At 62.3% G+C, this 1315-nt stretch carries 2 protein-coding genes; one reads left to right on the top strand and one right to left on the bottom strand.

The window, feature by feature from the left end; all coding sequences use genetic code 11:
* Positions 1-469, bottom strand: a 469-nt coding sequence (locus tag AC0B9F_RS38120) for an MFS transporter (RefSeq protein ID WP_472010395.1), incomplete at its 3' end; no start/stop codon positions are given.
* Between the two features lie 337 nt (positions 470-806).
* On the opposite strand from AC0B9F_RS38120, the gene AC0B9F_RS38125 reads away from it, so the two are divergent.
* Positions 807-1315, top strand: a 509-nt coding sequence (locus AC0B9F_RS38125) for a WYL domain-containing protein (protein ID WP_472010397.1), incomplete at its 3' end; no start/stop codon positions are given.

Here is a 1315-nt window from a genome sequence, read left to right on the forward strand (position 1 = left end):
CGCCGGTTCGACCGAGCGCTACAAAAGGGATCAGAGGTGATGCCGCGCGCTTCTCGATGAGCACGAATGTGACGACACTGACCAGTCCAAGGAAGGCCCACCCGGCAGCGGTGAAAGAGTTCGAAACCGACATGACTGCCAGTACAAGTGATGCCGTAGCTACTAGGAACGCGGTGCTGCCGGCCAGGTCGAGATGGGGCCGTGCGGTGGGGTGCGGCGTCCGGTTACCGAAGATGAGCAACGCCAGAAGTGCGAGCCCGATCGGGACGTTCACCAGCAGAGTCCACCGCCATCCTAGGGTTTCGACGATGACTCCACCGCCAAGTACTCCGAGAGCGCCACCGCTGCCGGATGCCGCGCCCCATAAGCCGAACGCTTGCGCGCGAGCTGGGCCCTGAGGAAAGGTCTGCGAAAGGAGTGCGAGCCATGCCGTCGACCCTTCCCCGCGGGCTGTGAGTGACGCTGGCATTCACCGATATGCAATCGCGGCAGGACCCCCAGATCCGAAGTGAGGTCAGGATCTATCAACAAGCGACGTCAACATTGGCCGACAAAGCCATCTGGGGTACCCCGTTGACACACGTCTCGGTGTCGACGGCGGATACTCTCTCGAACCTGGGGCGGTCCTGCCGCCGATCTTTCTTTCCACAGATGAGGCGCTGGCATGTGCTCTCGCGCTTCGAAGGTGGAAGGAAAGCTCTGATCCAACCCTGACCGCCAGTTCTCTCGGCAAGCTCCTCGCATCACTGCCCACTCATGTGCGGTGGGTCATCGATGCGGTAGCGAAAGTCACGATCGATGCGCCAGTGGACGGTCTCGAACCAATAGACTCCCCGGTCGTCAACATCGGGGTTCTCGGTGAGCTGGCAAGAGCATGTCTGCTCGGCCGTCGAGTGGAGTTCAAGCACTCGCAGCGAAACGGAGCGACGAAGGACCGACGGGTTGATCCCCTTGCGATGGTCAACACAGTGCGGCGGTGGTACCTCGTCGCCTTCGACGTCGACACCGACGATTGGCAGACGTACCGTGTCGATCGCATCTCCGACGTCGCCGTCAGCCAGATGCCGATCCGATCGCATACGTTTCCCGGCCCGAGCGTCGATGAATGGGTGACTCGGCAGCTCAGCGCGGGGTGGCAGCAGGTGACCGCCACCGTCCGCGTGCACGCAACAGTGGATACGGTGCAGCGCTGGGTTGCGCCGGCATGGGGAGCTATCGAACAGGAGACAACTCGGACCACGATCGTGCACGCGGGAGCCGAGAGCTACGAGTCCATCGCCAGATGGCTCCTGCTCCTACAAGCCGACATCGAGGT

The sequence above is a fragment of the Streptomyces sp. NPDC097129 genome (assembly GCF_055668065.1).